At 52.1% G+C, this 25,634-nt stretch carries 28 protein-coding genes and 1 rRNA gene; 12 read left to right on the top strand and 17 right to left on the bottom strand.

All coding sequences use genetic code 11. From position 1 onward, the window contains the following. The first annotated feature begins 151 nt into the window (after positions 1 to 151). Positions 152 to 267: ribosomal RNA gene (rrf, locus tag K7H09_RS18160) — 5S ribosomal RNA — on the top strand. Between the two features lie 182 nt (positions 268 to 449). Here the strand turns inward: rrf and K7H09_RS18155 are convergent. The 4 genes from K7H09_RS18155 to flgA all read right to left on the bottom strand — a co-directional run bounded on the left by K7H09_RS18155 (position 450) and on the right by flgA (position 2,806). Beyond that, positions 450 to 1,190, bottom strand: coding sequence for an SDR family NAD(P)-dependent oxidoreductase (locus tag K7H09_RS18155; RefSeq protein ID WP_041159387.1), 741 nt, complete (start codon positions 1,188 to 1,190; stop codon positions 450 to 452). A gap of 73 nt (positions 1,191 to 1,263) precedes the next feature. After that, complete coding sequence (locus tag K7H09_RS18150) at positions 1,264 to 1,713, bottom strand: flagella synthesis protein FlgN (RefSeq protein ID WP_009288413.1); 450 nt, start codon at positions 1,711 to 1,713, stop codon at positions 1,264 to 1,266. A 13-nt stretch (positions 1,714 to 1,726) separates the two neighbouring features. Continuing rightward, positions 1,727 to 1,993 carry a flagellar biosynthesis anti-sigma factor FlgM gene (gene flgM, locus K7H09_RS18145; protein ID WP_039860564.1) on the bottom strand — a complete coding sequence of 89 codons (267 nt, stop codon included), beginning with the start codon at positions 1,991 to 1,993 and terminating at the stop codon, positions 1,727 to 1,729. A gap of 96 nt (positions 1,994 to 2,089) precedes the next feature. Next, a complete protein-coding gene (flgA, locus tag K7H09_RS18140; protein WP_041159386.1) occupies positions 2,090 to 2,806 on the bottom strand; it encodes a flagellar basal body P-ring formation chaperone FlgA in 717 nt (238 codons plus the stop codon). A 204-nt stretch (positions 2,807 to 3,010) separates the two neighbouring features. Between flgA and flgB the strand changes: the two genes are divergently transcribed. The 11 genes from flgB (at position 3,011) to flgL (ending at position 13,825) form a co-directional block, all read left to right on the top strand. After that, complete coding sequence (gene flgB / locus K7H09_RS18135; RefSeq protein WP_027958738.1) at positions 3,011 to 3,445, top strand: flagellar basal body rod protein FlgB; 435 nt, start codon at positions 3,011 to 3,013, stop codon at positions 3,443 to 3,445. 32 nt (positions 3,446 to 3,477) lie between these two features. Next, entirely contained in the window at positions 3,478 to 3,888 is a 411-nt protein-coding gene (gene flgC, locus K7H09_RS18130) for a flagellar basal body rod protein FlgC (RefSeq protein ID WP_009288416.1), read from the top strand. Between the two features lie 3 nt (positions 3,889 to 3,891). After that, positions 3,892 to 4,590: a flagellar hook assembly protein FlgD gene (locus K7H09_RS18125; RefSeq protein ID WP_009288417.1), complete on the top strand. Its 699-nt coding sequence runs from the start codon at positions 3,892 to 3,894 to the stop codon at positions 4,588 to 4,590. Between the two features lie 65 nt (positions 4,591 to 4,655). Next, a complete protein-coding gene (gene flgE / locus K7H09_RS18120; protein WP_041159385.1) occupies positions 4,656 to 5,927 on the top strand; it encodes a flagellar hook protein FlgE in 1,272 nt (423 codons plus the stop codon). A 31-nt stretch (positions 5,928 to 5,958) separates the two neighbouring features. Further along, positions 5,959 to 6,717, top strand: a complete 759-nt coding sequence (locus K7H09_RS18115; protein ID WP_230805442.1) for a flagellar basal body rod protein FlgF — start codon at positions 5,959 to 5,961, stop codon at positions 6,715 to 6,717. Positions 6,718 to 6,767: 50 nt separating this feature from the next. Further along, positions 6,768 to 7,550 carry a flagellar basal-body rod protein FlgG gene (gene flgG / locus K7H09_RS18110; RefSeq protein ID WP_009288420.1) on the top strand — a complete coding sequence of 261 codons (783 nt, stop codon included), beginning with the start codon at positions 6,768 to 6,770 and terminating at the stop codon, positions 7,548 to 7,550. A gap of 37 nt (positions 7,551 to 7,587) precedes the next feature. Then, complete coding sequence (locus K7H09_RS18105; protein WP_009288421.1) at positions 7,588 to 8,277, top strand: flagellar basal body L-ring protein FlgH; 690 nt, start codon at positions 7,588 to 7,590, stop codon at positions 8,275 to 8,277. 168 nt (positions 8,278 to 8,445) lie between these two features. Further along, on the top strand, positions 8,446 to 9,513 hold the full coding sequence (locus tag K7H09_RS18100; protein ID WP_230805444.1) for a flagellar basal body P-ring protein FlgI: 1,068 nt from the start codon (positions 8,446 to 8,448) through the stop codon (positions 9,511 to 9,513). Further along, the gene (gene flgJ / locus K7H09_RS18095; RefSeq protein ID WP_041159384.1) at positions 9,513 to 10,544 is read left to right on the top strand and encodes a flagellar assembly peptidoglycan hydrolase FlgJ; all 1,032 of its coding nucleotides are present in this window, start codon (positions 9,513 to 9,515) and stop codon (positions 10,542 to 10,544) included. The genes K7H09_RS18100 and flgJ overlap by 1 nt, the downstream gene beginning before the upstream one ends. A 73-nt stretch (positions 10,545 to 10,617) precedes the next feature. Beyond that, positions 10,618 to 12,561, top strand: coding sequence for a flagellar hook-associated protein FlgK (flgK, locus tag K7H09_RS18090; protein ID WP_041159383.1), 1,944 nt, complete (start codon positions 10,618 to 10,620; stop codon positions 12,559 to 12,561). Between the two features lie 16 nt (positions 12,562 to 12,577). Then, complete coding sequence (gene flgL / locus K7H09_RS18085; protein WP_027958742.1) at positions 12,578 to 13,825, top strand: flagellar hook-associated protein FlgL; 1,248 nt, start codon at positions 12,578 to 12,580, stop codon at positions 13,823 to 13,825. A 98-nt stretch (positions 13,826 to 13,923) separates the two neighbouring features. Here flgL and fliR read toward each other — a convergent pair whose 3' ends face one another. From fliR to fliF, 13 genes are all read right to left on the bottom strand, one after another. Continuing rightward, entirely contained in the window at positions 13,924 to 14,715 is a 792-nt protein-coding gene (gene fliR, locus K7H09_RS18080) for a flagellar biosynthetic protein FliR (RefSeq protein WP_027958743.1), read from the bottom strand. A 4-nt stretch (positions 14,716 to 14,719) separates the two neighbouring features. Continuing rightward, complete coding sequence (gene fliQ, locus K7H09_RS18075; RefSeq protein WP_027958744.1) at positions 14,720 to 14,989, bottom strand: flagellar biosynthesis protein FliQ; 270 nt, start codon at positions 14,987 to 14,989, stop codon at positions 14,720 to 14,722. A 45-nt stretch (positions 14,990 to 15,034) separates the two neighbouring features. Next, entirely contained in the window at positions 15,035 to 15,769 is a 735-nt protein-coding gene (fliP, locus tag K7H09_RS18070) for a flagellar type III secretion system pore protein FliP (protein WP_051052194.1), read from the bottom strand. A gap of 89 nt (positions 15,770 to 15,858) precedes the next feature. Continuing rightward, the gene (gene fliO, locus K7H09_RS18065) at positions 15,859 to 16,299 is read right to left on the bottom strand and encodes a flagellar biosynthetic protein FliO (protein ID WP_027958746.1); all 441 of its coding nucleotides are present in this window, start codon (positions 16,297 to 16,299) and stop codon (positions 15,859 to 15,861) included. Further along, positions 16,296 to 16,823, bottom strand: coding sequence for a flagellar motor switch protein FliN (fliN, locus tag K7H09_RS18060; protein WP_027958747.1), 528 nt, complete (start codon positions 16,821 to 16,823; stop codon positions 16,296 to 16,298). The genes fliO and fliN overlap by 4 nt, the downstream gene beginning before the upstream one ends. After that, entirely contained in the window at positions 16,820 to 17,875 is a 1,056-nt protein-coding gene (gene fliM / locus K7H09_RS18055) for a flagellar motor switch protein FliM (protein WP_009288427.1), read from the bottom strand. The genes fliN and fliM overlap by 4 nt, the downstream gene beginning before the upstream one ends. A gap of 21 nt (positions 17,876 to 17,896) precedes the next feature. Further along, a complete protein-coding gene (fliL, locus tag K7H09_RS18050; RefSeq protein ID WP_009288428.1) occupies positions 17,897 to 18,373 on the bottom strand; it encodes a flagellar basal body-associated protein FliL in 477 nt (158 codons plus the stop codon). A 180-nt stretch (positions 18,374 to 18,553) separates the two neighbouring features. Next, entirely contained in the window at positions 18,554 to 20,095 is a 1,542-nt protein-coding gene (locus K7H09_RS18045) for a flagellar hook-length control protein FliK (protein ID WP_051052187.1), read from the bottom strand. A gap of 19 nt (positions 20,096 to 20,114) precedes the next feature. After that, positions 20,115 to 20,567 carry a flagellar export protein FliJ gene (gene fliJ, locus K7H09_RS18040; protein WP_027958749.1) on the bottom strand — a complete coding sequence of 151 codons (453 nt, stop codon included), beginning with the start codon at positions 20,565 to 20,567 and terminating at the stop codon, positions 20,115 to 20,117. Then, on the bottom strand, positions 20,564 to 21,958 hold the full coding sequence (fliI, locus tag K7H09_RS18035) for a flagellar protein export ATPase FliI (RefSeq protein ID WP_027958750.1): 1,395 nt from the start codon (positions 21,956 to 21,958) through the stop codon (positions 20,564 to 20,566). The genes fliJ and fliI overlap by 4 nt, the downstream gene beginning before the upstream one ends. 11 nt (positions 21,959 to 21,969) lie before the next feature. Continuing rightward, complete coding sequence (locus K7H09_RS18030; protein WP_041159381.1) at positions 21,970 to 22,743, bottom strand: flagellar assembly protein FliH; 774 nt, start codon at positions 22,741 to 22,743, stop codon at positions 21,970 to 21,972. Continuing rightward, the gene (gene fliG, locus K7H09_RS18025) at positions 22,736 to 23,743 is read right to left on the bottom strand and encodes a flagellar motor switch protein FliG (RefSeq protein ID WP_027958752.1); all 1,008 of its coding nucleotides are present in this window, start codon (positions 23,741 to 23,743) and stop codon (positions 22,736 to 22,738) included. The genes K7H09_RS18030 and fliG overlap by 8 nt, the downstream gene beginning before the upstream one ends. Further along, a complete protein-coding gene (fliF, locus tag K7H09_RS18020; RefSeq protein WP_027958753.1) occupies positions 23,736 to 25,526 on the bottom strand; it encodes a flagellar basal-body MS-ring/collar protein FliF in 1,791 nt (596 codons plus the stop codon). The genes fliG and fliF overlap by 8 nt, the downstream gene beginning before the upstream one ends. Positions 25,527 to 25,634 lie beyond the last annotated feature (108 nt).

Here is a 25,634-nt window from a genome sequence, read left to right as displayed (position 1 = left end):
ACACCCAAGGGGTCTGGTCGTAATGATGACGAACATTAAACGCCGGATACGCAGCGTGTGGCCCAAGCGACATAACGCCAGGGCGGCAGGCGATGAGACGATCACAAGATAGCAAAAACGCTAGTCAGCATGATGTACATTAACAGTTACGCCTGACGACCATAGCACGCGTGAACCACCTGATCCCTTGCCGAACTCAGAAGTGAAACCGCTTAGCGCCGATGGTAGTGTGGGGTCTCCCCATGCGAGAGTAGGTCATCGTCAGGCACTTATTTAACAAGAAACCCAGCCCATCGGCTGGGTTTTTTGTTTGCGCGAAAGAAAAACAAGGGGTCTCCTCATGGAGAGTCCCGGAGCGCCGGCCGCCGGATGGCCGGCCCGATCATCGTCAGGCACTTATACCAAGAATCCCCCAGGGCTGATGCCTTGGTTTTTTTTTGCGTAACACCTCACCAGTCGATAGATTTGCCATCCCAAGCCCAAAAAGTACCACTATCTTCAGGCGTTCGCTGAGCGATGACTGCCAGCAGCTTCTCTGCTACAAATGCGGGTGTAAATAGCTTTTCGCTAGGTACTCGGTTTTGAAAAGGTTTAGAGAGGGCTGTGTCGGTGGTGCCAGGGTGAAGACAAAGCACTAGCGATTGCTTATTCAGCCGCTTGAGCTCAATGGATGCTGTCTTAAACAACATGTTATGCGCTGCTTTGCTGGCACGATAGCTGTACCAACCTCCTAGCTGATTATCTTCTATTGAGCCAACACGAGCCGAAAGGCTGGCAATCACTGAAGGGTGTGACCCTTTGAAAGAGTCTTTCAGTGCCGTTATCAATAAAATTGGCACAAAGGCATTGATGTTCATTGTTTGCGCAAGGCTTTCGACACTAAGCTGATCAAGGCGCTTCTCGGGCAACAGTCGTTGCGCGTCATCATGAAGGATGCCGATGGCATTAAAAAAGAAGTGGATTGGCTGCGAGGCTAGTTCTGTTTTAAGCGCCTGCCGTCCCTGCTCTTGAGAAACATCAAGTATTAGGTGTGTAAGACGGGGGTTGCCAATTCGTGGTGGCTGCCGGCTTACCGCAATAATGTGGCCGACCTGAGAGGAAGAGAGTAACTGCTCAATGATGGCAGCACCTATTCCTCCCGATGCGCCTACAACCACCGCTGTATAATGATGAGGCAATAAATTGAACATGATCGTCTTTTGATTTGCCGCTGAGAGTGGGCTTTCATTGAAACGTCATGCTGATGGCTTGTCGAGGGAGGTATCAGGCGGAAGCGTTGATTCTGCCGGGTTGGGCGCTATTGCGTCCATCAGGCTTATAGAGCGTTTTTTCAGCGATTTGACGAATATAATCAAGCATTGCCTGATTATGCTTCAGTCGTACGGACAACATCTGGCCCGTTAGCTCATTCATACGCGCGGCTCGCTCGCTTTTTTCAAGCAAGCTTTCCCAAGCTGTCAGGCAGCCAGCATCATGAGCTGCCGCTCTGGCGCCGTTTGCGCCTTCGGCATAACCAAGACGTTTTTGCACATTGCGCCGCACAGTCTCAATGCGCTCGAGTTCGGCCAATAAAGACTGTTTGTCTAGTGCAACTTGCGATAATGCATCACCGTCAATATCACCTTGCGTCAATAAATTTTGCTCGCTGGACAACAACGAAATTAACGCCTCAAGACGCTGTTGCTGGTCGGTAAGCAAGGATGCAAGGCTCATTTACAGCGTCCCCTTATAGATCTTTAAGATTGGCAATTAAGCCCTCGGCGATACGGTCGGCGCGCATTTCAAGGCGACCTTCACGTATAGCATCGCGAATTTCTTCAACTTTAGCAGTATCGACGTCCTGAGATTCATCGATACTTGATTGGCTCAGTTGAGTCGATTCGCGAGCTGCGCCGCCCGGTGCGACGGGTGATACGCTATCAGCCTTTTGCGTTTCATCACGCTGCTGGGCTTGGCTTGAGCGTAATAGCGAATTAATGTTATCAATTTTCACGTTGTCTGCCTCATCGTCAACGTCGATGCGCTTGGCGCTTAGTGTAGCTTGTATAACAGTACATCGGCAGCATTGGGCCTAACTTTAGGCTGCGAATTAAAAATCCACGACCAAAATACCACGCTCGGCGACACGAGCAGTCATGATTTCTCGTGGACCAAAACGAACTCTAATTTGCTCACCAAGAGCACCATCTTCCAATGCTTCGCCTTCGCGTGAAACTCGGAAGGCAGAGCCTTGAGCTATGACAGTAACGCGCTGCCCACGTTCAACTAAATGAGGTGCTTGTAAGTAATGCGCTAAAAATACACTACCACTACGAATAGGGCGCTGAGCTATTTTACCCACGATATCCTCTTCAGCTGTCAAAGCCTGAGCTGAGAGATCGCCGAGATTGCCCCCGCGTTCGCTAAGCATGCTTGATGTAATCAGTGTACCTCGCTCAATATCCCTGGCTGCCACCACATAATCACCAATGACATCAATCTGCGCCTGTAAATAGCGAACTTGCCGGCCATCTTCACCGCAACGCACCCCAACGGAAACGCGGCCCAAGGGTGCTTGATTGGCGTTGGCCAAAAAAGGTTCTGGCTGAACGCACTCTGGCAAATGCGGAGAGGGTGGTCGTAGGTCAATGACCACTTCCTCGCCTAATGCCTGTGTCTCTTCGTACAAAAATTGATGCACTTGCTGGAGAAGATTGTCGTCATCAGCTTGAATCCTGGTGAAGGCAGTAACGCTTAGGATTGCCCAGAAGAAGGCTAATTGCCAAAAGCGAAGCGAGCTTGGCTTAGTAAAGCGCAGTCGGAGCATGGGGAGGCCGCTTACTTGGGGGCTGAAGAAGAAGGAACGTAACGAGGAGAATTCATCGTTCAGTGTAGCGAAAAGGTAGTAGCCGTATCACGCGAAATGCTGGTGGAAACGCCAGCTGTTCCATGCTTTAGGCTGACAGCTCCAGACGTATTCTTCATCATCAACAAAATCCATTTTATTTTTTGCCTCAACGCGAGGGTCGGCATGATTGATCAACTGGAATCTGCCTTTAATTTTCATCAGCAAGCAGTAGGGTTACGTCAAGCGCGTCACGAGGTGTTAGCGGCTAATATCGCCAATGCCGATACACCTAACTATAAGGCGCGTGACATTGACTTTGCTAGTGAGCTGAAAAAAGCAGTCGAAGGTACTCAGAGTGCATCTAGCCATACCGGAGGCGGTCTGACTTTAGCGCGTACTTCTGGTAGCCATATTGCTGGAGAAGGTCCCGCATGGCGTGGAGCGGGCAACCCCGATTTGCTTTACCGCATTCCCGACCAGCCCAGTTTGGATGGAAATACGGTTGATATGGATCGTGAGCGCACGCAGTTTGCAGATAACGCTGTTCGTTATCAAGTCGGCCTCACGATGCTCAACAGCCGTATTCAGGGGCTGAAGAATGCCATGCAGCCCGAGTGATTCTGTCTAAATTAGTGAGGAGTTAATCCACGATGTCGATGTTCTCTGCGTTTGATATTGCCGGGTCGGCAATGAGTGCCCAATCCCAGCGCATGAATGTTACTGCTAGCAATATGGCCAATGCCGACAGCGTCGCAGGGCCTGATGGTGAAACCTATCGAGCCAAGCAGGTGATGTTTGAGACCCAGTCACAAGGTAACCGCTATGGCGTTGGCGGCGTGCGCGTCACCGAGGTAGTGGAAGATGACTCACCCCTGCGGATGGAGTACATGCCCAACCACCCGGCGGCAGATGAAGAGGGTTATGTGGCAAAGCCCAACGTTGAGCCGGTGCATGAGATGGTCAATATGATTTCTGCCTCGCGCTCCTATCAAGCCAACGTTGAAGTCTTTAATACCAGTAAGCAGATGCTGATGCAGACGCTGTCGCTGGGTGAGGGGTAACCGATGAGTAGTACTATTGATTCTAGCGTAGTAAACAAAGTAAATGGCGGTGGTGCCAATGGCCTCCCTGCCCGCCAGTCTGATGAGCTGCGTGAAAGCTTTATGACGTTGCTGATTACGCAATTGCAGAATCAGGATCCGCTCAAACCGATGGAAAATGCGGAGATGACCTCCCAGCTAGCGCAAATTAACACGGTGAGCGGCATTGAAGAGCTGAATAGCACGCTAGAAGGCATTACCAGCCAAATGGATGCCAATCAGGCACTGCAGGCGAGCGGCTTAATTGGCAAAGGTGTCATGGTGCCTGGGAAGGATGTATTGCTGGAGCAAGATGGCGACGGCAACACTTATACAACGCCTTTCGGAATAGAGCTGGCCGAGCCAGCGAAGAATGTAAAAGCTACCATCGTTGGTGAAGGTGGACAAATCATCAAACGTTACGATGATCTCGGTCCACTGAAAGCAGGTGTTCATTCGTTCGACTGGCCTGGGTTCAATGACCAAGGCGAAGCGGCTGCCAGCGGCCGGTATACGGTGCAGCTAGAGGCAACTGACGCTGAAGGTGAAAAAATTGAATCTACTGCCTTACAGTACGCGGTGGTTAACCGGGTAACGCCGAATGACGGCAGTGGCAGCGTTCGACTGGATCTGGGCGCTATTTACGGTCAAATCAATCTGAACGACGTTAAACAAATTCTTTAATTGCTGACTAAACACAGTCATAAACCACAGCATTTGATTAAACACAGCTTTATTAGGGGAACAGCATGAGTTTTTCACAAGCACTCAGTGGTCTAAGCGCACAGCAACAAAAACTAGGTGCGGTGGGTAATAATATTGCCAACTCGCAGACGGTTGGTTTTAAAAGTTCTAGCGTCCAGTTCGCTGATGTATATGCTGAGTCGCGCATCGGGCTTGGCGTTCGTACCTCCACGGTACTGCAGAATTTTAGCGGGGGTAATATTGAGTCCACCAACCGCAATATGGACTTGGCTATTTCGGGTGAGGGCTTTTTTCGCTTTCAGCAGCCCAATGGCGAAGTAGGTTATTCGCGCAATGGTCAGTTGACTATGACCGCAGATGGACGTCTGGTGAATGCCCAGGGCGCGCAGATTATGGGTTATGCTGCCGATGCGAATGGTGATGTTCAGGCAGGTGGTGATGTTACTCCCTTAACGGTCGATTCCGAAGCCCTTGCGGCGAGTGCCACAAACGAACTATCGGTAGAGGTCAACCTGGACTCAGGTGAGGCGGGTATAGATACCGCTGCTGCTGGTTATGTGTTTGATCCGACTGATAACACTACCTATAGCTTCTCAACGAATGCCACTGTTTATGATTCGCAAGGTAATGCACGTAACTTATCTATGTACTTTATTAAAGATGATGCTGCGCCCAATCAGTGGCAGGTTCAAGGTCGCCTAACAGGGGGGCCTAGCGACGCAGAAGCCTATAATTTTGACCTCGGAACACTAGCCTTCGATACAAACGGTAAGCTCGTTGATGGTGCACCTACCGCGATCAATGATATTGACAGCACTGATGCTGGCTTTAACGTCGAGGGAGCTGGCGCCAATGAGTTCGGCCCAATTTTTACCGACTTAAATATTGCAGTTGATTTTCAAGGCTCTACACAGTTTGCAGAACAATCAGATCCCAAATCTATTTCCCAGAATGGTTATTCTTCGGGATCTTTAGTGGGGATTACCATTGAAGACGATGGCACCGTGATGCGTAATTACGCTAACGAACAGTCGCGTGCCGCGGGCCAAGTAGCACTAGCCAGCTTCCGTAACCCAGAGGGATTAAAACCTGAGGGGAATAATCTTTGGACTGCTACCGGTAGCTCAGGTCAGGAACTGGTAGGTGCGCCGGGTACCGGTCTGCGTGGCTTAATTGAGCCAAGTGCAGTTGAAACGTCCAATGTCGATATGGCTCGCGAGCTAGTCGATATGATCGTTGCCCAACGGGCCTACCAGGCCAACTCACAAACTATCAGTACCCAGGACGAGCTCCTGCAGACCATTATTAACCTTTAATGATCGGTCATTTAGGTAAGGAGTCAGTACCGTGGATCGAATGATCTATACCGCCATGAGCGGTGCTAAGCACACCATGGATCAGCAGTCAGTGGTGAGTAATAACCTGTCGAATGTAACCACCACCGGTTTTCGCGGACAGCTACAGGCTGCTCGCTCGGTGCCTGTGCAAGGCGAGGCCTTACTGGCAACGCGTACCTCGGCGGTAACCACCACGCCGGGCAGTGACTTTTCTCAGGGGCCAGTTGAGTATACTGGCCGCACCCTTGATGTCGCGATGCAGGACGACGCGTGGATGGCGGTGCAAGCAGATGACGGTACTGAAACCTATACCCGCCGTGGCGATCTGCAGATCGATAGTGACGGCGTGCTACTTAGTGTGGGGCGTCCTGTGCTGGGCGATGGTGGGCCCATCGCCATCCCGCAAGGGGCACAGGTCTCAATTGGTGCTGACGGGACAATTAGTGCCATCCCTGAAGGTGTTGGACCCGAAGCGTTGGTCGAGGTAGGCCGCATTAAACTGGTGACGCCTGAAGAGGGGGATTTAACCCGTGGTGAAGACGGCCTGTTTCGCGCGCCCCCTAACGAAGAAGGTGTCCCCGGTGCCTTGCCCGCCGACGAAAATGCCACGTTAGTAAGCGGTGCGCTCGAAGGCAGCAACGTTAGTGCTGTCGATGCCATGATCTCGATGATCGATGTTGCACGCCGCTACGATATGCAGATGAAAGTGCTGAGTACGGCCGACGAAAACGCCCAGCGTGCCAACGGCATCCTGTCCATTCAAGGTTAATGTTGGTCATTCAGCACTGATGCTAATCAGTCGGCCAAGGGAGTTTAATTATGATTAAGTCATTGTGGACCGCTAAAACCGGTTTGGAATCGCAGCAAACAAAGCTAGACGTGATTTCGAACAACCTAGCTAACGTAAGCACCAATGGTTTCAAACGCTCACGTCCGGTGTTTGAAGACCTGCTATATCAAAATATGCGTCAACCCGGCGCTCAGAATAATATTCAGGATCGTCTGCCATCAGGCATGCAGATCGGTACCGGTGTGCGTGCTGTGGCCACGGAGCGCCTGCATACCCAGGGTGGGCTGGAGGAAACCGGCAACTCCCGCGATCTGGCCATCAATGGCCAAGGCTTTTTTAAAGTCTTGATGCCTGACGGAACGACGGGTTATACCCGTGACGGTAGTTTTCAGCTCAATGAAAACGGGCAAATGGTAACCGCCAACGGTTACCCGATTGAGCCCGCTATCTTTTTGCCGGCTAATGCTCTGTCAGTGAGTATCGGTGAAGACGGTACGGTGAGCGTTAGTCAGCCTGGTGTCGCGGTCGACAATCAGGTGGGGCAAATAACCGTCAGTTCCTTTATTAATCCAGCAGGTTTGCAAAGCATCGGCGGTAACCTCTACCTGGAGACGGGAGCTTCTGGTGCGCCCAATGAAAACATTCCGGGTGCTAATGGAGCAGGACGGTTGTTTCAAAATTATGTTGAAACATCTAACGTCAATGTTGTTGAAGAGATGGTCAATATGATTCAGACCCAGCGAGCCTATGAAATTAATAGCAAAGCGGTGTCCACTAGCGATGAAATGTTGGCACGCTTAAGCCAGCTGTAACGGTTGTTACTCACCGGGCTTACTTATAGGTTGCGTTATGCTGGAGTTGCACCACATGTCACGTCGTATTGCGCTAGTAGGACTGGTGCTTTTTTTATTGGTTGTAGCCGGCTGCGCTCAAGTTCCAAGAGCTTCAGTGGTGGGTGAGCAAGAGCAGATCAGCATTGTTGATCGCCCGCCACCCATCCCCAATGGCTCTATTTACCAGGCTAGGCAAGGTTATCAGCCACTTTTTGAAGATCGTCGGCCGCGCGCCATGGGCGACATCTTGACCATTGTGTTGGATGAGGAGGTCAGTGCGAGCAAAAATTCGCAATCCAATGCAGGGCGTAGCGGTAGCGCTAGCCTGGAGTTAACACAGTTGCCTGATGTCCTTGATACGCTTGCAGAATATGGCTTTGATATTTCAGGTGAAAACGACTTTACCGGTAGTGGCGGGTCGCAGGCCAATAACTCCTTTACCGGTACTATCACGGTTTCGGTGTTAGAAGTAATGAATAACGGCAATTTACGTGTGCGTGGCGAGAAGCAAATTGCCATCAATCAAGGTACTGAGTTTATTCGTTTTTCCGGCGTGGTTAACCCACGTACGATTACCGCTCAAAACACCGTTCCTTCCACTCAGGTAGCGGATGCGCGGATTGAGTACGTCGGTGACGGCTATATTAATGAAGCGCAGCACATGGGTTGGCTACAACGTTTCTTCTTAAACGTCTCGCCGTTCTAGCTCTATGGGGAGCCATCAATGACAGAGCTACGCCAGGCAGGCCCTTCAATGGCAGGTCGACCAATGAACGCGGGACAGCGGGTTATCGTGATGCGGTTAAGAAATGTGTGGATTAATTGTCGGCAAGCCATCAACGCCGGGCTTATTCAACTGACCACCTTAGCGCTAATGTGCGCGCTGGCTATGCCTGTTCAGGCGGAAAGCGTTCGTGAACTGGCGAGCTTTGCCGGCGTTCGAGATAACCAACTGGTCGGCTATGGCTTGGTCGTCGGCCTCGACAGTACCGGCGACCAAACGACCCAGGCGCCCTTTACCAGCCAAAGCCTGACTAATATGTTGTCCCAGCTTGGGGTGACCGTGCCTGCAGGCACGAACTTGCAACTGCGCAACGTAGCTGCGGTGATGGTGACCGCTGATCTCCCGCCGTTCTCAATGCCGGGCCAGCGTCTAGATATAGTCGTTTCGTCGATAGCCAACGCACGTAGCTTGCGCGGCGGCACGCTGTTGATGACACCTTTAAAGGGGGCCGATGGTGATACCTATGCTATTGCCCAGGGCAACATGCTCGTGGGCGGCGCTGGCGCCCAAGCGGGTGGCAGTAGTGTGCAAATCAATCAGCAGGCATCGGGGCGTATTCCCAATGGCGCACTGGTTGAGAAGGAAGTGCCGCTTAACCTAGGTGGCAATGGTGGCATGCTTGAATTACAGCTTAACGACTCTGATTTTGGCACCGTTCAGCGCATGGTAACGGCGATCAATAACGAGTTTGGCCAGTCGGTGGCATATGCACGTAATGGCCGAGTAATCGCCCTTGACGGTCCTACTGATGATAATGCGCGGGTCAACTTTATGGCACGCATTGAAAACGTTCAGGTCACACCTACGGAGGCTCCGGCACGCGTTGTGCTGAACTCACGTACCGGTTCGGTAGTGATGAACAGTGCCGTCACACTGCGTGAAGCAGCCGTAGCTCACGGCAGTCTGTCTATCATGATTGATACCCAGTTTGGCGTTAGCCAGCCGAATCCGTTTGGCGAGGGCGAAACGGTTGTGGTGCCCGACGCAGATATTGATATTGAGCAGCAAGAGGCTTATCTGCAAATTGTAGAGGGTGCCCAGCTCAACGAAGTGGTCAATGCATTGAATGCGTTGGGCGCTACCCCTCAAGACTTGATGTCGATTCTGGAGGCGTTAAAAGCATCGGGATCGCTACGTGCAGAACTGGAGGTCATTTAATGAGCGCGAGTGATATGACCAGTCAGTTCGCCCTGGACATGAACGGCTTTCAGCGGCTCCAACACAATGCACGAGTCGATCCTGAGGCTGGTGTGGGTGGTGCAGCCCAGCAGTTTGAAGCGCTATTTATTCAGATGATGATGAAGAGTATGCGTGACGCGACACCCAGTTCAGGACTGATGAACAGTAGTGCGACGGATACCTATCAATCGATGCTGGATCAACAGTGGTCACAGGTGATGGCTTCGCGTGGAATGGGCCTTGCAGATGTGCTTGTTGAGCAACTGGAGCGCCAAGGAGCCATCTCAAAAGCGCGGCCAGATGCGGATCAAGAGTTGCAAGCATTGATAGCCGGTATTCCCCGCGGCACCCCGCATGTGCTTGACGATTCATTCGCGGCTAATCCTGACACGATTGAAACCCAGCATGAGCAGGGCAGCGGTCGATTCTTAGCCGAGCTAGAGGCCATTCGCCAAGGTGTCGAGAAGGGTAGAGCGGTGGATGAATCTGCGCTAAACCCGCTAGCGCAAACGACGGCCTCTGCTCACGTAGATCAGTTTATTCAAACGTTAGCGGCACCCGCTCAAGCGGCCAGTGCGTCCACCGGCGTTCCTGCTGAACTCATTTTGGCCCAGGCGGCGTTAGAAACAGGCTGGGGACGGCACGAAATTGCGACTCGCAATGGCAACAATAGTCATAACCTGTTTGGTATCAAAGCCGGTAGCCATTGGCAGGGTGAAACCACCGATATTGTGACTCATGAGTATATTAATGGGCGGCGAACGCAGGTGGTTGACACCTTCCGTGTCTACGACTCGTTTGAACACGCTTTTACTGACTATGCCAGCCTAATCGGCAATAACCCTCGCTATGCTGGGGTTGTTCAAGCACCCACCGCTGAGCAGGCCGCGCGTGAGCTGCAGGCAGGTGGGTATGCAACTGATCCGCTCTACGCTGAAAAGTTAGTCGCAGTGATGAATACCATGGGGCCGCTTAACGCTGAGGGAAATTTCCTGGCTGACGCTCGCTAGCCCTTTCCTCAAGTTTTTCTGTGCAGCGCCGATAATTGAAGTAATGATAGGTATCGGCCTAAGGAATTGAACCATGAGCATGTTTTCGATCGGCTTAAGCGGCCTCAATGCCGCACAGAATGCCCTGAATACTGTTAGTAACAATGCCAGCAATATGTTAACGCCTGGCTACAACCGCCAGATTACCATGCTTGGCGAGGGTAGCGCTGGCAGTAAAGGCGTGAAGGTCAATGATATTGAAAGGCAGTTCAACACTTACGTGGCCAGCCAGTTAAATAACGCCAAAACACAGTCAAGTGCTTTATCAACGTACAATCAGCAAGTGTCACAGATCGATAGCCTGCTGGCAGACCGAGAAGCGGGTTTATCTCCGTTAATGCAAAAATTCTTCTCCTCAATAGAAGATTTAGCCAGTGCTCCATCTGACCCGGCTGCACGTCAGGGGGTACTCGGTACCGCTAATACGTTGAGTGCCCAGTTCCGTTCTTTTGACGGCTATCTGCAAGATATGCAGGGCAACATAAACGGGCAAATTAAAGATGAAGTTACTCAAATCAATAACACTACTGAGCAAATTGCCGGATTAAATAAAGAAATTGCGTTGGCTCGAGCGCGTACGGGAGAAGCACCCAATAGCCTGCTTAATCAGCGCGATCATCTTGTCTCTGAGCTCAATGAGCGCATGGATCTGCGCCTGAATATACAGGATGGCAAAACTTACAATATTAGTTTGCCTAACGGGCAGCCGCTGGTGACAGGGGCGGATACCTTTAAGCTAGAAGCTAGACAGGCTGATTACGATCCTCAGCGTACCGTTGTGGGTTATATTGATGGTGGCGGTAATTCGGTTCAGCTGGATGAATCAACGATAACGGGCGGAACCTTGGGCGGATTAATGGCTTTCCGTTCAGAAACGCTGGATAAAACCCAAAACCAAATTGGCCAACTCGCTGTCTCCTTAGCGACTGCTTTCAATGAGCAGCACAAACAGGGAGTGGATCTTAACGGTGACCAAGGGGAAAACTTCTTCGCGACCCGCTCTCCTCAGGGTTATGGTTATACAAGCAACAGCGACCCGAATCTGCTGACGTCGATAGAGTTCGACCCAGCAACCGTCGATAAACTGCGTGCCACGGATTACACCGTTTCATTCGATGCGTCTGGCACTCCTACTGTAACGCGTAATGATACTGGTGACGTGCTTGATAGCACGGATCCTGATGATGCTGACTTTGTTGATCTATCTGAATGGGATGCTGCAGCTGGCGAGGGTGAAATCACCTTTGGCGGCGTAACGGTTGCGTTTAACAGCGGTAATTCTGTCGCAGGCGGTGATCGTTTTGAAATCCAGCCGGTGCGTCGCGCTGCTGGCGGTATGGATACGCGTATCGCCGACCTCGATAAGATTGCGGCAGCTAGCTTGGTTGAACGTGAAGGTGACTTGGATATCAGTCAACTAAGTGCTGCAAGCGGTGCTTTTGCCACCAATGACGAATATGAGATAGAAGTTGACGATGCCGGTGGCTTGTCAGTTACTCCAGCGGCAACCGTCACCCGAAATGGCGAGCCTTTTACTCCAGGAACGGACACCCTGGCAGAAGGTGATATCGTCACTATTGACGGTCTTAGCTTTACCCTTGATACACTTCCTGAGACAGGTAGTACAGCTAGCCTGGATATCAGCCTTAGTGATGCTAGTTCAGGCGATAACCGCAACGCTCTGGCTCTGCAAAATCTGCAAAGTAAGGATGTTGTCGGCGGACGTGCCTCGGTAAGTGGTGCGTACGCATCAATGGTCAGTGATGTGGGTAACCGGACTAATATCACGCAGGTTAATTTGGAGGCGCGACAAGGCTTGACTGATCAGCTCCGTGCAGTGCAACAGTCAGAGTCTGGTGTCAACTTGGATGAAGAGTTGGCTAATCTCCTTCAATATCAGCAGTACTATGCAGCTAATGCGCGTGTCATAGATACGGCGGGGTCGCTTTTAGACACCATTTTGAACCTGCGTGGCTAATTTAGGAGCATAAATTATGCGTATTAGTACTGTTACCATGTTTGAGCAGAGTACCGCGTCCTTAAACCGTCAGCAGGGCAATCTGTCGAAGGTCAGCCAGCAGATTGCCAGTGGTCGGCGTGTAGTTAATCCTTCTGATGACCCGCAGGCAGCATCGCGTGCAGTGGGCGTGGATCAGTCACAAGCGATTACTCAGCAATATGCTGATTCACGCATTTCTGCGCGCAACTCGCTATCACAAACTGATAGCATTTTGAGAAGTATTGTCGATGCAATTGATAGCGCAAAAGGACGTCTGGTTCAGGCCTCTAGCGATACGTTAAGTGACGTTGACCGTGAGTCCGTTGCCAGCGAGCTCAAAGGCATCTATGAAACGATGATCGGTCAGGCCAATGCCACCGATGGTAACGGGCGCTATCTGTTTGGCGGCTATAAAGACAGTGCTCAGCCCTTCACGAAAGATGCCAGCGGTAACGTGCAGTATCAAGGGGACTTTAATGTACGCGAACAGCGAATCGACTCTACGCGGTTGGTCAAGGTCGCGGACAATGGCGACACCATTTTCAAAAGCGTACCTAGCAGTGCCGGCTACGTGGCAGAAGCAAAGAAAGATGACGGCAGTCTGAATAGTGGCAATGTGACATTTCGCGGGCCGCAGATACGCGATGTTAATGATGCAGATTATGGAACAGATTTCCGTATAACCTTTAACACCCCTGCTGATACATTCGACATCGAGACATTTGATGGCACTGACTGGAATGCAGTTCAAACTGAAGGTTATACAGGTAATTTGGGCGACTCTGCTCAGCAAGTAACCTACGGCGGTGTGTCAATTGATTTAGAAGGTACGCCTGCTGCTGGAGACTCGATTCTAGTCGCGCAAGCAGGTGGCGAACAACGCGAGCCCAATCTCTTCCGTAGCATGGAAGAAGCCATTCGCGTTTTGGAAAATCCGGCCGACACCGACGCTAAAAAAGCTGACCTGCGTAATACCCTGAATACCTCAATGCGTGATTTGGATAATGCGCTAGATAATGTTTCAACGGTGCTGGCTTCAGTAGGGGCACGGGTTAATGAGCTTGACGTTGTGGATGTTGTAGGGGGCAATAGGATGATGAACTATACGGAGACGTTATCTGATTTGGTAGACCTTGATTATGCCGAGGCCATTTCTGAATACAGCTTGCGTCAAGTGGGTTTGCAAGCGGCACAGAAAACGTTTGTGGATATTAAAGGCTTATCGCTGTTGAACTATATGTAATAGATCCGCTTTTTGCTATTGCTTGATCACTTTGCGTATTGCTCAAACAAACTTTAACCCATGCTTATGTGAAACCTTTCACCTACAGCATGGGTTTGTTAGTTTAAGGGCGCCATCGTTTCGATTAACGTCTGCATAAACTCTAGGCCTTGCGTAAACAACCGCTGTAGAAAGCGGTTAATGTCGGTCATGAGCACCATCATTAATATTAGCCCCACGATAAGAGAGGTAGGAAAGCCAATATTGAAGACGGTGAGCTGGGGGGCAGAACGGTTCAGTATGCCCAGCGCCAGGTTGATGGTCAGCAAGGATCCCACCAATGGTAGCGCCAATAACATTCCCGACGCAAAAATCGTGCCCGCATAACGAGATAACAAAATAAACGCATCTGGGTTGAACGTCCCAATGCCAATGGGCAGCGTTTGGAAGCTCATAATCAAGGTTTCAAGCACCATCAGATGACCATTCATGGCCAAAAACATGAGCAGAGTGATCATGTAGAGAATGCGTGAGAGCACCATAATGTTGGTACCACTCGAAGCATCAAAAAAGCTCGCAAACGCTAGGCCCATTTGCAGACCGATAAAATCCCCCGCCGCTTGAACAACCGCAAACATGATATGCATGACGAGCCCCATCGCCAAGCCGATTAGAATCTGTTCGATCATAATCCCCACGCCTGCCCAGGACATTACAGCTATATCCGGCATAGCTGGTAAAATCGGCGCGATGACAATGGCAATTAAGGCTGCCAAACCTACTTTGGCTTGGTTGGGAACGCTGGAGTGGCCCCATAGAGGCGACGCTGCCATGAAAGCTGTAATGCGCGCAAACGGCCATAAAAAAGCCACTAGCCACCCTTGCAGCTGTGCGAAAGTGACTTCCACCATAGCGCTACATCACCATACTGGGGATATTAGTAAATAGGCGGTGAGTAAAATCGGTAATTAAGCCAATCAGCCATGGGCCTGCTAATACCAACACCGCGAACACAGCCAGAATTTTAGGAATAAAGGTTAGTGTCATTTCATTTATCTGAGTCGCGGCTTGAAATAAGCTGATGATAAGGCCGGTGAATAGCGCCGCCAACAGCATGGGGCCAGCAAGCAGAAGCGTTACTCGCATTCCTTGATAAGCAATGCTCATCACCATCTCGGGTGTCATAGCTGGGTTCCTGTGGGCTGTATAAACAATGTGCGGTATAACGCGCTATATCATGTAAAAGCTTTCTGCCATCGAGCCAATAATAAGCTGCCAGCCATCCACTAAAATGAACAGCATCAGTTTAAAAGGTAATGAGATAGTGATGGGCGGAACCATCATCATCCCCAATGCCATCAACGTGCTGGCCACCACGAGGTCAATGATCAAAAACGGAATGAAAATGGTAAAGCCGATTTGAAAGGCCGTTTTTAGTTCACTGGTGACAAAGGCGGGCAGCAAGACACGCATTGGCAGTTCTTCCGGGCCTTGCATGGGGCCCACATCGGCTAGGCGAACAAACAGTGCCAGATCCGGCTCTCGGGTTTGAGCGAGCATAAATTCCCGAAATGGATCCTGAGCCAGCAGTAAAAACTCTTCAAAATTTATCGTCTCATTAGTCAGCGGCACCCAGGCGTTGTCATATACCTGGGCCAATACGGGTGACATGATAAAAAAAGTTAAAAACAGCGCTATCCCTAACAGCACTTGGTTGGGCGGCGTTGCCTGGGTGCCCATCGCTGTCCGCAACAGGCTAAGCACAATGATGATACGAGTGAAGCTCGTCATCATCAGCAGCATGGAGGGCAAAAACGCTAGAGAACTTAGGAAAAGCAGGGTTTGCAGCGACAATGACCACTGCTGGCCCCCGTCATCAAGCGGCTGAGAAATAATGCCGGGAATCTGTTGTGCATGCACAGGGCTGGCTATAAAACACGCGACAGCAAACACAAGCCACATCATGAACGGTTTAGCCGTTTTGCTATTCAAAACATGGCTCTTCAAAAAAAGGTTCTTCAAAACACAGGGCCAAAAAAGGTGCATCCGGTACCTCATGGCGTCTGATGTGGATCGGTGGGCGCAGACGAGTCGCGACGGCCTGCGGCTAGCGCTTTGGATAAACGACGCGCAAAGCGTGAGGAAGGCGGAGCTGATGCGGTTGGCGGGCGCTCTTCAGGGGCCGGGCGCTCGTGGAGTTTAGTAATTCGGCCACCTCCCACTCCAACAACCAACCAGGTATCTTCTACTTCAACAATCACGATACGCTCACGATTTCCCACAGCCGTACTGCCCACAATGCGCAGGTGGGCGCCATGGCGAGTGGTATGGTTGCTCCAGCGCTTTAAAAGCGCTGTACAGATTAAAATGATCGCAATAACGAGAGCTAAAGCCGCGGCAGTCTTGCCCAAAACGGCCATCCCTACCAATGCCTCGCCACCGTTACCTAGTGCATCGAGCGAACCATTCTGCGCCGAAGAGGTTGCAACGCTCATCGGTTCAATTTATGAATACGTTCAGAAGGCGTGATGATTTCAGTAATCCGAATGCCGTACTTATCTTCGATCACAACAACTTCGCCTTGAGCAATCAAGTAGCCGTTAATCAAGATATCCATCGGCTCTCCGGCGAGTCCTTCAAGCTCAATAACAGACCCTTGTGCCAACTCCAGTAACTGCTTAATAGTTAGCTTTGTACGGCCGAGTTCCACGGTGAGCTTCACCGGGATATCCATGATCATCTCAAGCTCACGCGCCTGGGAAGAGCCGCTGTCTGGGCTCAACGGACGGAAGATATCCTCACTTGCCGCTTTCGCTGCAGGGGCTTTGGGCTCTTCTGGGGCAGCAGCTGTCTCTTCTTCGCTCTCTTCAGCAGCTTCTTGTTCCGCCATTGCGGCTGCCCAAGGATCTTCCTCTTCGCTGGCAGCATCGGCGCTGGAGGTGGGTTCTTCTTGCTCGGACATGGCATCCGCCCAATCGTCGTCAGAGACGTTCTGATCAGGCTTATTGGGATCAGTCATGCTTTGGATTCCTTGGCTTTCTGTCGCGTAGACCCTTTAATGAAGTCCTTGGACGATGCATTATTCATAGCGGCATGGTCAATCATATGTAACACACGCAGTGCATGCTGTTGACGTTGACTTCCGTACTCGCACTCCATGACGGGCACCCCGTCAACGCTTGCGGTGATTGAACTTGGAATGTCTAACGGCAGCACGTCGCCTTTTTTCAATCCCATCACATGGGCGATACGGCTGGGTATCTGAGCAAATTCAGCGACTAGCTCCACTTCCGACTGACGCAGCTCACTTGCCATTCGGCGTGACCAACTGCCGTCTTGGTCGTGATTGCTGTCATTAATTGGGTTAGCTAGTAAGTCGCGTAGCGGCTCAATCATGGCGTACGGCATGCATATCTGAAAATTGCTAGATAGGTTGCCCACTTCAATGTTGAACTTGGTGTTCACCACAATTTCATTGGGTGAGTTGGTAATGTTGGCAAACTTTGATTGCACTTCTGAGCGTAAAAAACTGACATCCAGCGGATAAACGACTTTCCAGGCCTCTTGGTATGCCTCAATAGCGAGATTGAGCAGGCGCTGGATAATACGCTGTTCAGTATTAGTGAACTCCCGGCCGTCCGATTTAGTGACAAAACGACCGTCACCACCGAAAAGGTTATCCACCACCATAAAAACGAGATTGGGGGGGAATACGACGAGTGCTGAACCCCGCAGTGGCTTCATCGACACAATGTTCAGGTTGGTAGGCACGGGAACATTACGTGAGAACTCGCTAAAGCTTTGATAGCGAACTGACTCGACGGTAATGTCCGCGCTACGCCGCAGTAGGTTAAACAGGCCAGTACGAAAGTAGCGAGCAAAGCGCTCGTTGATAAAATCAAGCGCATGCAAACGCTCACGAATAACGCGATGCTGGGTCGACGGATCGTAAGGGCGAACCCGGGCTTCATCTGACGCATGGGAAGATGAAGCCGATGGCTCATCGTCTCCACTAACGCCCTTTAGCAGGGCATCTATTTCTTCCTGGGACAGTAGATCGTCCTGTGACATGAACGGCTCCAGTTCCCGAGGTTATTGCACAATAAATTCGGTGAATAAAACTTCACGCAAATCAAGTGGCGGCTGATTCTCCGTCAGCGGGACGTTGAGTCGATCAACAATCGCTTGTGCAAGCTGCTGCTTACCTTCCGGGGAAGTAAGTTCATCAGCCTGCTTGCCGGATAGCAGCATCAGCAAACGGCTGCGCACTTGAGGCATATGCTCTTCTAGAATGGTTTTACTCTCTTCATCACCCACACGAAGAGTCACGCCTGTATAGAGCAAGCGTGAACCATAACTGTCATCGGCAAGATTGACGGTAAAGGGTTCAATACGCATAAAAATAGGCGGCTCGCGCTCCATCGCTTGCTGCATCTCAGCGTCTTCTGAACCGTCATCACGCTGATCCATTACCATATAAATAGCTGCCGCTGCGCCTGCTGACGACAGCAAGACCAGGATGATCATTATCCAGAGCAGTTTTTTTGACCCGCCGCTTTTTTCTGCCATTTGCGATTCCTGTGAACTCCATGCGTATCACTAGCAATGTATTATGCCTAAAGCGCATGCTGGTGATGAAATGAACAGGCTTATTTGGCAAGCCTATCTTTTGGTTTAGCTATTTCACGTACGTATTTATGAGCGTATTAATCGACGTAGTTCTAGAATGGTCATGCACTCTGTCAATGCTTAGGCGTATAGATCGACCCGCCCATCCAGTCTTAGCGGGCTGCGCTCGGTGCTTTGGGTAAGTGATTCATCCAAGCCTATATCGCCGTTGCCGCTCCCAGCCTCGGCACCCTGTTTGCCGCCTGATTGAGCAAAAGCCTGCTCGTTGGGGTCACGCTGTTCGCCAACCGATGTCTCGCCTAGCGAAATGCCTTGCTCAGCCAGCGCTTCCCTCAGCTGGGGAATCGCTTGTTCGAGCACTTGGCGTACCTGGGCATGGGCGGACAAAAAGTGCGCTTGCGCCCCCTGTTCACCAAACTTCAGGGAGATAGACAGCGGCCCTAATTCTGCAGGGTTTAATTGCATCTGAACGTGCTGTTCGCCACCACGCTGTGAAATCTGTACTAACTGCTGGCTCAACTGTTGTGGCCAGGCGGGGCTGTTGACAGGTGTCGCTAAAGTGGCCGCTGTCGGTGTGACATTGGGCGAAAAGCCTTGGGTAGATTGCGATGTAGCTAACGGACTGCTGCCGGTATTTAACGATAATCCAGTAAGTAAGTGCTCACTGCTTGGGCTTGCTTTCGAAGCCCCGTCTCCTGTCAATAGAGCGGACATTAGGGCTTCGCTGCTGATCTGGGTGGCTGCAGTGGGAGAGTTAATCTGCTGAGCTGCATTACCAGTGTTCATTTGAGCAAAGAAAGTATCAGGTTGTGGCCTTAGGGCTGCCTGGAGCTCGGCAACAGGCGAGCGGACATTGGTTAACTGAGCCGACTCTGCTGATTGGGGGGAGGCACTTTGTAGCTGACCAGCCAGCGCATTTAGCGCGGAGGCAAGCTGTGCTGCTTCCGTTTGACTAATATTTAACTGCTCAGCGACGACCTTCAGCTCTGCTGGGACGATAGGCTGCGCAGCATCCGTTTGATTAATATTTAACTGATCGGCAATGGCTTCCAGCGCGGCTGGGTCGATAGACTGCCCAGGCCCACTTTTATCCATACTTAGATACTGGGCAATTGTCTTGAGTCCCTTGGAATCGACCAGCTGTGCCGCTTCCGATTGACTAATATTTAACTGTTCAGCGATTGCTTCCAGCGTGGCTGGGGCAGCGGGTGAAGCCAACTCAGGCCTGCTTTCCGTAAAAGATGCCATTAGCGCGAGACGGCCGGCAATTTCGTCAAGGGGAGTCAATGCTTCTCCAGCATCTAGACCTAGCGTTTCTAGGCTGACCTCTGAGCTCGGCTGTTGCAACTGAGCCAATAATTCAGACAAATCGCGCTCACTGACATCCAGTCCCAGGGTTTGCAGGACTTCACTCAAATTTTCTACATCGTCAGCTGATGCATCCGACAAAAGAGAGCTGAGTTCATTTAGCTGAGCTTGCGATCGCGGCGTATGAGAAGCAGCAGCTTCACTGAAAGCAGACGCTGATAATCGCTGAGCGCCAGACGCTTGCAACAGCGTTTGATGAAATACGCCCTTAGCTGTGTCTTGTTGGCCGAAAGTGCCTTGAGACTGCGTCTGAGGCGAATTTTGGCTGACCGAAAGCAACTGGTGAATGTTCATGTTCAGTTCCCTGGCCCCGCTAATGCGGAGTGTCGTTATGCTGACGAGCCGCGCGGCTTGTCACCAAGTCATCGTTAGTTTTTTGTTCATGACGTTCACTGCGGCGGTGCTCTTCAAGTAGTCGACGCGACGCCAGTGTATCGTAGGAAGAGAGCTTTCGCTGCTCTTGTTGCCAGTTCTTTTTACTCTGTTCAACGCTTGCCTGTTGAGACGCTAACGCTTGTCGAGCGCGGCTTAGGGCCGCGTCCAAAGAGGCTAAGAACTGCTGATAGTTGTACATAGTGGCAGGGTCAATGCCGTCACGCATCGCTTTCTGCAAGCGCTCAGCGTACTCCGCCCGATAGCTCAGTAGCGACTGTAACTGAGCGGTCGTTTGTTGCTCCGTTTGTCGCTCTTGTGCCAGTACTTTACCCGCTTGGTCGCGGGCACCTCTGGCTAAGTCGGTTAACATTTCGAGCTGGGAAGTGCTCATGTGCGTCCTCCTACCAGTGCGTGCAGCGCTTGGCGAGCATCGACAAGCGTTGCACACTCATCAATATTCTGTTGAAGGAAGTTTTCCAACGATGGAAAGCGTTTCACTGCTTCGTCGAGCTGGGGATCATGGCCAGGGCTGTAGGCCCCCACGCTGATAAGATCCCGGTTACGCTGGTAGCGCGAGAAGAGCTGTTTGAACACTCGCGCTTCCTGAAGCTGATCGGCTGAGGCGATGGAGGTCATTGCGCGGCTAATTGAAGCTTCAATATCGATGGCCGGATAATGACCTGCTTCCGCTAGCGTTCTCGACAGCACGATATGCCCGTCTAGAATGGCGCGAGCAGAATCGGCAATAGGATCTTGTTGATCATCGCCCTCGGTTAGCACGGTATAAAACGCCGTAATGGAACCACCACCACGCTCAGCATTACCTGCGCGCTCCACTAAGCCGGGCAGCTTTGCAAAAACCGACGGCGGATAACCTTTAGTAGCGGGTGGCTCACCAATGGCCAGGGCAATTTCCCGCTGTGCCATGGCGTACCGGGTTAACGAATCCATGATCAGCAGGACATCACGACCTTCGTCACGAAAACCTTCTGCCAGGCGAGTCGCATACGCGGCACCCTGTAAGCGCTGTAGCGGTGAGGTATCAGCGGGGGCGGCGACGACGACAGCACGCCGTCGACCCTCAGGGCCCAAAATGTTATCGATAAAGTCTTGTACTTCACGGCCCCGCTCACCAATCAAGCCCACCACAATGACGTCGGCCTTGGTGTAGCGTGCCATCATGCCTAGCAATACTGACTTGCCCACACCGGAGCCTGCAAATAGCCCCATACGCTGACCGCGACCTACGCAAAGCAGCGCATTAATAGCGCGAATGCCTACGTCAATTTGCGCATCAATTGGCGCGCGAGAAAGCGGATTAAGCGGCGGCGAGCTGAGTGTTGCTCGAGGTATCTCATCGATGCCCTCCCGATCATCAAGCGGATTGCCATTGCCATCCAGTACCCGGCCCAGCAGACTATCGCCCATCGGGAAGCGGCGGGCACTGTTGTTGCCGCTTTCATCAAGAGGCGCGACGCGAGCGCCAGGCATTAGCCCTATGACCTCTTCCAAGGGCATCAGGAATAGCTTATCACCAGAAAAGCCGACGACTTCCGCTTCGGCATGCCTATCGCTGTCGGACAAGCGACCGTCGCTGCCCGGCAATTCAATCCGACAGGCGCTACCCACCGCCACACGTAGCCCAACCACTTCAATCACCATTCCCGTCGCACGAATGACGCGGCCGTTATTGCGGTAGCGAGGCAGATGGCTAACACGCTGCTGCGTGCGTCGCAATGCCTTATTCCAGCGATGTTGATGGGGACAGGTGGTATCTGCCATAGCGTATCCGCCTAGGATGAAGGGACGTTAGAGGAGGGTGGAGAATTGAGACCGCGTTTGCGCGATTGGGCTTGAATAGCGTGCCAACGGCTTTCAAAGGTTGCGTCAATTTCACCCTGAGCACTGGTTACCCGGCACCCGCCACGGGCCAGTTGGTCATCAGGCTGGAGCTTCCAATTGGCGGCCCTGAGCTCATTACCCAAGTGCTCCTCTACTAAAGCGTGATCATCGGGGTTAAGCCAAAGACGTTGCTGGCCTACCAAGGGAGGCTCGGTGTGCAGAAGCTCGCGGACAATGGCCAAAACTTGTTCAGGTGTGTCCTGTAGGGCATCGCTAGCAAGTTGTTTGCCGGTGGCCAGTGCTAACTCAACCAGGTCGTAGGCGATGGTGTCATCAAGTCGTTCAAGCGCATTTGAAAACTGTTTGCCCAGTGTTTCCAGCGGCGCAACGGTCTTGTGGATTTGTGCTTCTAGCTCTTTTTTGGCCTGTTCGGCAGCGTCTGCTAACCCCTTTTCCCACCCCTCTTTGCGACCCTGCTCAAAGCCTGCGTCATAGCCCTCTTTTTCGGCTTGCTGACGAATACGCTCGTGCAGTGCCTGGCGCTCATCCTCTTCACGTTGGCGTGCCAGTTCAGCCGCTTTTTGTGCCGCCTGTACTTTGCGTTGATGGGCCGTGGGTACCTCGCCCTCTGAGGCATGGCTACTCTTCTTGGACGCCAGTTCTTCCATTTGCCAGCGGCGCCAATCGCCATGGCGATCAAATTTCGGCGAGTGAGTATTAGACATACTCGTCGTCTCCACCTGCCAAGACGATTTCACCAGAATCAGCTAAGCGCCTAACGACCTGCAATATAGCCTTCTGCTCGGTTTCCACCTGAGAGACGCGGATCGGGCCGCGGGCTTCCATATCTTCACGAACTAAATCGGCAGCGCGCTGTGACATATTGCGCAGGAATTTGTCCACCAAGGCGTCCTGAGCCCCTTTAAGGGCCACCACCAGCGAGTTGGTATCGACTTCTTGGAGCACCATTTGAATAGCGCGGTTGTCGAGGTCGAGCAGATTCTCGAACAAGAACATTTCGTCGATAATTTTCTGAGCCAAATCCTCGCTGTGCGCACGCACGGTCTCGATGGCGGTCTCTTCTTGGGAGGAGTTCATCAAGTTGAGGATCTCGGCCGCGGTTCTTACGCCGCCCATTTTGCTGCGCTTGAGGTTCTGACCGTCCAGCATGCTAGTGAGTACTTCGGTCAGCTCTTGCAGTGCGGCGGGCTGAACGCCGCTGAAAGTAGCGATACGAAGAACCACGTCATTGCGCAGTTTTTCCTCGAATAGCTCGAGGATGTCGGAGGCTTGATGACGATCCAGGTGAACTAGAATGGTTGCGATAATTTGCGGGTGCTCGTCGCGAATGAGTTCGGCCACCATGGAGGCTTCCATGAGGTTAAGCGCGTCAATGCCCGAATTATTGCCAGTGGTCTCTAGAATATCTTCAATCAGACTCGTCGCGCGTTCGCTGCCCAGTGCTTTGGTCAGCACTGAGCGAATGTGATCGCTGGAGTTAAGATTAAGCGCTACAAACTCTTCGGTCTCTTTATGGAATGCTTCGAGCACCGCCTTCATGTCGTCATGGGAGACCTGGTTCAGCCGGGCCATCTCCATACTGATTTCTTGCACTTCCGCAGCGCCGAGGTATTTAAAGACCTCAGCGGCACTGTCTTCATCGAGTGCAAGCAATAAGATGGCGCTCTTGCGAGCCCCGTTCATTTCAGCAATTGAACTACTCATTGGCATTCATCCAGCTACGAATGATCATCGCGACCATGCGGGGGTCTTCTTGAGCCATTTCACGCAGGTCATTGAGGTTATGCTCATAGAGTGAGGTTTTACGCCGACGCTTCGGCTTGGCGTAGGTCTCATCGCTCTCGCCTGATGGCTCTTCGCCTTCTTCGTCATCATCTTCACCGCCTACGCTGGCGGCCAGCGTGCCGCCGGGCGTTGCTGCCGCCATAACCGGTGTTTGGGTATAGCGTTTAATTAAGGGGCGCAAAATCAGCAGGTAGAGCAATAGAATCGCCAGGGCAACCAATAGGTAGCGACCTACCTTGCCAGCCAGTGACAGAACGCTGGGATCTTTCCACCATTCGACCTCCGCGGTTTCCTCGACACTGCGCGCGAAGGGAGAGTTGACGACCTCCACTTCATCGCCTCGCAGTTGCGAGAAGCCCATTGCTTGACGAACTAGACGCTCAATCTGGGCAATTTCTTCATCGGTTAGCGCAACGTCGACCCACTCGCCTTCATCGTTCATTTCCGAACGGTAGTTTACGACCACCGCGGCGGATAGCCGCTCTATCTGACCAAGGCGATGCTGGACATGCTCAATGCTGCGATCAACTTCGTAGTTGATGACGTCATCCTGACGCAAGTTGCGCAACGCTTCGGGGGGCACATCCTCTTGCTGATTAGCATCCTCTTCCTCGCCCTCCGGCTGGTTGATGGGGGAGGGCAGTGTGCCTGGCGGCGTGTTGCTCAGCGCGCCTGGAATGCCGGTGGCCAATGGGTCTTCACCGTCAAATGTAAGGCTCAACTGGCGGCTACGTACGGCTGCTTCGTTGGGGGGCTGATTGGGCCCGTAGCGTTCAGAGGTCTGCTCGCGTCGAGAGAAGTCGATTTGCGCTGCAACCTGGGCGCGCACATTATCACGACCCAAGATGGGCGTTAGAATATGCTCAATACGCTGCTGGTAAGAGCGCTCAACCTCGACAATATATTCAAGCTGTGAACCATCCAGGTCATTACCGTTGCTTGTCTCGGCAGACAGCAGTCGGCCATCCTGATTAACCACCGTGACATCTTCAGCGGCTAGGTCAGGCACGCTGCCCGAAACCATATGAACGATCGCGCTGACCTGGCCTTCACCTAAAACCCGGCCCGGTAAAAGAGTCATCACAACGGATGCTTTAGCTGGCTCACGGTCGCGAATAAAGACTGATGGCTTGGCCATGGAGAGGTGCACTCTCACGCTTTCCACCGGCCCCAGCGATTCGATTGAGCGCGCAAGCTCACCTTCAAGACCTCGCTGGTAATTAATTTGCTCGGCAAACTGGCTAATCCCAAATGCCTGGCTGTCCATTAGTTCAAGGCCAAGGTTGCCCCCGCGGGGTAACCCCTGCTCAGCAAGCTGCAGGCGCAGTGTGTGGACTTGATCACTAGGCACCATTAATGCCTGGCCGCCTTCGCTGAACTGGTAAGGAATGCCGCGGGTATCGAGCTCATTGATGATGCTGCCACCATCAGCTTCGCTTAGGTTGCTATACAGCACGCGGTACTCGGGACTGCTGGCCCACATAAATAGAGCCGCCACAATAGCAATTGAGGCGGCGCCTGCGATAAGCAGTGCGACTAGCGGATTGCCACGCAGCTGTTTCAGCGTACGCTCAAAAGCTGAGCCGCTGGTGTCGCGTTCGGTGTTTCCACTACCGGTGCTTCCACTATTGATATTTCCACTGCGGGGAGCGGCTTGATTCGTACTGTTTTGACGGCCTGCCGTTGCACCGGTTTCGCTCATGCGACCCTCCAGAGGGGCAGGCAAAACTGGTGTCGGCCCAGGCGCATCACCAAAGAAGGCATAGGCTATATCCGTCGATCGCGGTTATCCGCCAAAAAGATGAGGCGG

It is taken from the genome of Halomonas sp. IOP_14 (assembly GCF_021021315.1).
In the GTDB taxonomy this organism is placed as follows: domain Bacteria; phylum Pseudomonadota; class Gammaproteobacteria; order Pseudomonadales; family Halomonadaceae; genus Vreelandella; species Vreelandella titanicae.
This window is presented reverse-complemented; position numbering and strand designations above follow the sequence as displayed.